Annotated in this window: 4 protein-coding genes; all 4 read right to left on the bottom strand. The window is 62.6% G+C overall.

Annotation, left to right across the window (positions count from 1 at the left end; translation table 11 throughout):
* Nucleotides 1-128: 128 nt before the first annotated feature.
* Genes HV711_RS32690 through HV711_RS32675 form a run of 4 tightly spaced genes read right to left on the bottom strand, consistent with a single transcriptional unit; the run spans nucleotide 129 to nucleotide 5,696 of the window.
* Entirely contained in the window at nucleotides 129-491 is a 363-nt protein-coding gene (locus HV711_RS32690; protein ID WP_035484797.1) for a hypothetical protein, read from the bottom strand.
* The gene (locus tag HV711_RS32685) at nucleotides 488-2,374 is read right to left on the bottom strand and encodes a hypothetical protein (protein WP_035484795.1); all 1,887 of its coding nucleotides are present in this window, start codon (nucleotides 2,372-2,374) and stop codon (nucleotides 488-490) included. Before HV711_RS32685 ends, HV711_RS32690 begins: the two co-directional genes overlap by 4 nt.
* A complete protein-coding gene (locus HV711_RS32680; RefSeq protein WP_035484793.1) occupies nucleotides 2,371-4,251 on the bottom strand; it encodes a hypothetical protein in 1,881 nt (626 codons plus the stop codon). The genes HV711_RS32685 and HV711_RS32680 overlap by 4 nt, the downstream gene beginning before the upstream one ends.
* Entirely contained in the window at nucleotides 4,248-5,696 is a 1,449-nt protein-coding gene (locus HV711_RS32675) for a site-specific integrase (protein ID WP_035484792.1), read from the bottom strand. The genes HV711_RS32680 and HV711_RS32675 overlap by 4 nt, the downstream gene beginning before the upstream one ends.
* Nucleotides 5,697-5,782: the final 86 nt, after the last annotated feature.

Here is a 5,782-nt window from a genome sequence, read left to right as displayed (position 1 = left end):
TTATGCGCAAGAGAAAAACGATGGACATCAGCCGGAGCCTTGAAAATACTGGGATGAGCTGTCTGCGAGGTGTCCATTAGATTAGAAGAAAAAGTGGACAGAACGACCGTCGGAGTGTCCATCTCGATCTAGTGCGGCTGCAAGGGCAGGACGCTACCGCCGCGCAGCGCGGCCAGTTCTTTACGCAGGCCGAACACCTGACGCAGCAGTGCGAGTTCACGAGCCAGCGACCCGTCAAGCTGTGCCTGCAGATCCTTCGCGTCGCCCTTCGCGCGGCTCAGACGGTCGGTCAGTTCGAGCTTCGGGCGCCCGGCTACGGCGTTGGCCGCTTCGATCGCTTCGATCAGCCCGGCGAACTGCGGGCGCGACTTCTTGATGCTGCCCTTCTTGCGGCCAGCCTCGATCGCCACGGTGTCGTTGTTGATACGTGCACCCTTGCGCTTCTTCAGCCGCTCAAGGGCGGCGTAGTAGTCGGTCATGGCGTCGCTCATGCTGCCTCCGGTTTGATGAGTTTCTCCTGCGCGTCAAGCAGTCGTTGCAGCGTCCGCGCCTCGATACGGTATTCGACGCTCGCCTCATCGGCAGCGCGAAGCTTCTCGACTGTAGCCTGCTGCGCCTTGATCACGCGCTGAAGCTTCGACGGCACGATCACGAGGTTGCGGCAGTTCGATTCAAGGCAATCCAGACGCATCCAGTCGAGCGGCGTCGACTTGCACTGTTCGACGCTGGCGCAGCCGCCCAGTACTGTCTCGCGGTACGCCAGCTCGCCCTTCCCGAACATCCTGACCGCCTGCTCGCGCGAGTAGACCGATACAGGCGAAGCCTGCACCGCACGGCTCTGCGTCCACGCTGCATGCCCGCCGAAGAGCCGCTCATCGGAGAACAGCACCTGCCCGGCGTACGCAAGGTACTCAGACAGGCCCTGCGTTTCGGCCCATTCCTTCGCGAAGTGGGTCTTGTCGGTGTCGATGAAGCCCTTCGCGAACGCCGAGCCACGCGCGTAGTACATGCTCATCTCCTGCGTGATGTGCTGCAACTGACGCTTGAGCGTGGGCAGCGTCACGAGACCGCTGCGGTGCGCGTACAGCGCGAGCGAGCGGCGAAGTTGATGACGTGTGAACGGCCACTGCTGCCCGACCGCGAACTTCGGCTCGTCTTCCCACGCGCGGTGCACGTCGATACGTTTCAGTTCGGCGATGTCCTCGACCGTGACCGTCGGGAAGACCCGCTCACGAAAGGCCTCGACATCGCGATGTACGGTACTCGGCGCCCGGTTTGCCACGTACGCATCCCAACGCAGACCCATCCGACAGAACAGCAGGTGCGAACCGTCCATCGATTCGGCGTAACCTTGCGCGCCGTGCGCACGGTGCGCCTCGCCCGACAGCCGTTGCGCGAGCCTGACGGCGCGAGCAGCGCGCGGGCTGGTCACCCAGCACGCGCGCCTGGGACGCCCACCCGACAGCTTGGTCGTAACGCCCTCGATGGAGTGGTGCGTCACGCCATCCAGACGGGTCTCGCTCAGGCAGTCGTACGGCAGGTTCTCCGCTTCCATCGCCCGCATGCCGGTGAACGAAAGAATGACAAGCTGACATAGCGCGCTGATGGATGCCACAAGCCTCGACACGACGTAAGGGGAATCCCTGTATCCAAAGTGCGCAGCAGCCGTTACCAGCGCCGCGGAGACGCCCGGACGCTCGTCGGCGTATACGCGTGCGAGGTAGTCCGACAGAATGTCAGCGACGCCCTCAGCGATGCCGAGGTCATGCTCACAGGTCGACAGGAAGTGCTGGTAGATCCGCGTCGGCATGACAGGGTATTGTGCGTATCCAGCATGTTGCGCAAAGCGTTCGAGCAGAGGCTTATGCAGCTGGGCCAGCGGCACGCACAGCCCAGTGACCTCGACGCCCAGACGGTGAAGCTTCACCAGAATCGAATGAAGTCGTTGTGCCTTCGCCTCCATCCCAGCTTGCGCCACATAGACCAGAACAATGGCGACGTTGGACAGTCCCTCGTAGAGCGTAAGCTGACGTTCGGCGGCAAAAGACGCAAATTCCTTCAGGTGACCTGAACGAGATTTAAGCGTACCAGACGCCGGTACCATATCGGTCGCTTCGTGCATCAGAAAATACATGACCTGCTTCCACTGACGCGTAGTCGCATCTGAAAGAACGCGGCTCACGCCGTCAGGCGAGTGTCCCCTGAAATGGATATGGGTGCGGCGCGGTCCGATCGTATATGCATGGATGTCCCAGGCGTTGTCACCAAACAGCGAAACAGCGTTCCCGGCCTTGTCGCGCGTGACAACCGTATCGTCCTCGACCCGATACCAGTCGGGCTGCACAGCGACCGGCGCGATCAACGAGTTGTTCATGCCACTCCCAGTTCGTAAAGCTGGTCGAGCCTGGCCGACCAGAAACTGTCCAGATTCCCTGCAATATCGACGTCCTGCTCGATCTGTTCGACCAGCGCACCGTCGCGCTTGCGCAGTTCGTCCAGCAGGAAGTCAACACGTCGCAGCACGGCGCCGAACGATCTGTCGTACTGCTCGATCGAGTCAGCACGCCCGCCCACGAGCCTGACGCAGTGACGGCAACTCAGCAGCTTGCGGATGTCAGCGGCGTCGGCGTGCACGCGGTACTGGTCACAAAAGAGACACCCTTCGGTCGAGCGGCAGTCAGGCTGTACGCTGACCGAGTCCGCGATCGGCGTCGGCTTGTGGAACTCGATGCAAACGCCCACCGCGCTCCTGATGCTGCCCGCCGGGTCGTCACCGGGCTTCAGCACGGTCTTCTCGACCGAAGCGAGGAACGCGCCCATCTCAGCCTTGTGCGCGGCGTCCGTGCCGTTCGAGTACGAGCGCAGCGCCGTGACCAGGGAGTGGCCCATCAGCGTGGCTGCGACGACCGGGCCGTGATTGCTCACGGCCCAATCCTGCTTCGCGGCACGCCACTGACGTGCGGTAATGCGCGGCAGCACGATCCCGAGCTTGTTGAGTCTGCTGTAAAGCTGATCCAGAAATTGCGTCGGGAGACCGATTGGCCGTCGTAGCTGTGCATAATTCCCGACTACGATGAATAACGCGTCGCAGTCTGTGTCCTGCACCAGATACTCGCGCAACGCCAGATACGCCTCAAGCTTCGGCATGAAGCCCAGAGAGACGGTGAACGTAACGTCCCTCCCGTCTGCACGATACTTGATCTCGCGAAACTTCTGACGGACAACTGACGCATCCTGCACGCTCGCGGCTAGCCCCGGGCTCCACTTCATTGCCAGCAGCTGCGCGAGGTTGATACCTGTTTCAGCCAGAAATAGCGCGGCGAAGCAAGAGGCCGCCATCGAAGCGTGCGAACGGCGGATCGGTGACTGCGCGTCCTCGTTCGCCGCCGTTAGATGGTGAGCTGTTAGCCTGGCGATGGCCCACGAACGCTGATAAGGTTTTTTAGCTCCCGCCTCAGCCATGCGCGTCCTGAGTTCTTCCCGGGTGCACGGCACTCCCGTCTCCAGATTCCAGCCAAGCAGGCCGCGCGAGTCGTCGCCTTCACTACGGCCATATGAGTGCGGAACAAGGCAAAGATTCTCACCTCCCGCCGTGGTCACCCGCACCGGGTACGGCTTGAAGTCGAGCACCAGCGTGCTGATGCTGCTGAAGAGCGCGTCACCCCACGCGAGCAGGGCGGCTTGTGCCTCGGCGTCAGGCACAGCCGTCGGCACAGAAGCCTCCTGTTGGCCGCGCAGCTCCCTCGCATCGGCGCAGAAATCGTCGTTTCTGAAGAACTCACGTAGCATTGACAACAGATTACGCTGATAGTGGGCGACGGAGTTGCGGTTCAGATTGCCCAGCGAGACCTGTTCACGCTCCTCACGGAAGTAGCGATGAACCGCCTCCGCGGTAGCCTTCTCGTCACAGAGCACCTGATGCAACCCCTGCCTGTCGGCCCAGTTGACGAAGTCAAGCACGACGCGCAGAGCAGCGTAGACCGTCGTTGGGCGCATCGCGCCAAGGGTTATCCGCTCGGAGACTTGCGTCACCAGGAGGCGTGCGACCTTGGTGCGTTCGCTGCTGAAGCTCGTATGGTCGAAAGTGCTTTGCTTGCGCTTCCGGCTCGACGTGTCACGCCTCAGGTAGCAGATCTGTCCGATATCGGAACGGCTCTTAAGGCCTTCCCACTTGAGTACGGCGCGCTCGGGGTGCAACAGCATTGTGTCCTCCGCGAGCGGCATGCGTACTTCCTCGTACTGGCGGTTCATACTGTCACCGCCGTGTCGAGGGCGCGCGTGACCAGCGTCGACAGGTGCGCGCCCCAGCCATCCTGCACAGCGTCGAACAGCTTGCGATTCTCGCGGTAGCTGAGGTAGCCCTCGGTCGTGGATAGCTGCGCGTGCCACATCAACTGCCGCAACTGATCGAGCGCCCGCGTGTACTTCGTCTCATTCGCCGTCATCGCGTCGACCATGTTCAGCCCGAAGGTTGCGCGCAGATCGTGGAAGCTGAACTCGTACCTGTGGTTGCCGAGCTGCACGCACATCATGGGCAACAGTTCGTCCCTGATGAACTGGCGCACGGCCTGCCCGGTCTTGACGTGACGACGCACGCGCGGGCCAGTGCTGACCGGGCCGCGCGACTCGCGATCCTCGTAGAGCGGCGCACCGCGCTGGCTCAGAAAGAGCGGCTGGTCGAAGTGATCGCCGCCGTCTGCCAGTCGGCGCCGCTTGCGCGCACGATCGCTGTGCACGTAGATGTATAGCCGCTCGTAGAAACCGCGTGGCAGGTGCAATACGCCTTTGACACCGCCCTTCGTGTCGATGCCCGTACCCGGCCCGCAGGCGAGACGGATGTCGTCGCCGTGAAACTCGCCGGGCTTGCGCATCACGTGTTTCGCGCGCACGGTCAGTACCGTCTGGATGCGCGCGCCCGTCAACAGCGCGAACAGATGAACGAGCGTCATCTCGGTGTTGCCCAGAGCGGCTAACGATTCAAGCAGTACCGACTGCTCGGAAGAGGCGAGCGGGCGCAGGCGACCGCCGTCCTGAATACGTTCGTCCCACGGGTCTTCCGCGCGCCGACCGCTGATCGCCAGGTCGGTGGTCTTGACCTCGATCACGCTGCCGAAGCCCTTCTGGTCCCTGAGCTCGATGAAACGGCCAGATTCGACCCACGGCGCGTTCGCGGGCCTGAAGCCTGCTTCGCTCATGAGCCAGCGATAGAAGCGCACCACGGTGCCCATACGACGCCTGGCGACGCCCGGAGACAGTTCGCCAGCCTGCACGGCCAGCCTGATCGAGGCGCTGTAGCGGTAGGTCGGCCGTTGCCGCTTGTTCGCGGGGAACGTCAGCCAGTCGACGCCCTCGTCATCCAGATAACGACGGAACGCGACCAGGTCGTCTGCGATGCTGGCGAACGTCAGCATGTTGGGCGACGACTTCGACTCCATCATATCGATGAGCCAGAGGTTCGCCTCAGCCCACGGCGCGCCGTCAGCGAGCCGGACAACGGGAAAGAGAGTGAAGGTGCCTGCGATCCACTGCGGGCGGGCGTCGCGCCGCCTGCCGGTGCCGGGGTCTGCGAGCGGGACCGTGTGATAGATGGTGCCGCCCTCGGGCGTGGTGATGCTGACCGGCATCGCACCGGGAGTGTCGCGGTCAACAACCTCGGTCAGAGCCAGTTGCCGGATGGTGGTTCGTCTTGCCGTCATTGCCCGGATCCTCTGCTGTGTTCGTGTTAATGTCCGCTTTAACACAGCTTGCGAGTATCACGAAATCGTTCTTGGCTTGCGCATAC

The organism is Paraburkholderia phenoliruptrix (assembly GCF_902859825.1).
GTDB lineage: Bacteria > Pseudomonadota > Gammaproteobacteria > Burkholderiales > Burkholderiaceae > Paraburkholderia > Paraburkholderia phenoliruptrix.
The sequence above is the reverse complement of the archived record's forward strand: the minus strand, read 5'-3'. Positions and strand labels throughout refer to the sequence as shown.

What these genes read in the sequence shown, in the direction of transcription:
- HV711_RS32690 (WP_035484797.1), bottom strand. Translation starts at nt 491, where the DNA reads ATGAGCGACGCCATGACCGACTACTACGCCGCCCTTGAGCGGCTGAAG.
- HV711_RS32685 (WP_035484795.1), bottom strand. Translation starts at nt 2,374, where the DNA reads ATGAACAACTCGTTGATCGCGCCGGTCGCTGTGCAGCCCGACTGGTAT.
- HV711_RS32680 (WP_035484793.1), bottom strand. Translation starts at nt 4,251, where the DNA reads ATGAACCGCCAGTACGAGGAAGTACGCATGCCGCTCGCGGAGGACACA.
- HV711_RS32675 (WP_035484792.1), bottom strand. Translation starts at nt 5,696, where the DNA reads ATGACGGCAAGACGAACCACCATCCGGCAACTGGCTCTGACCGAGGTT.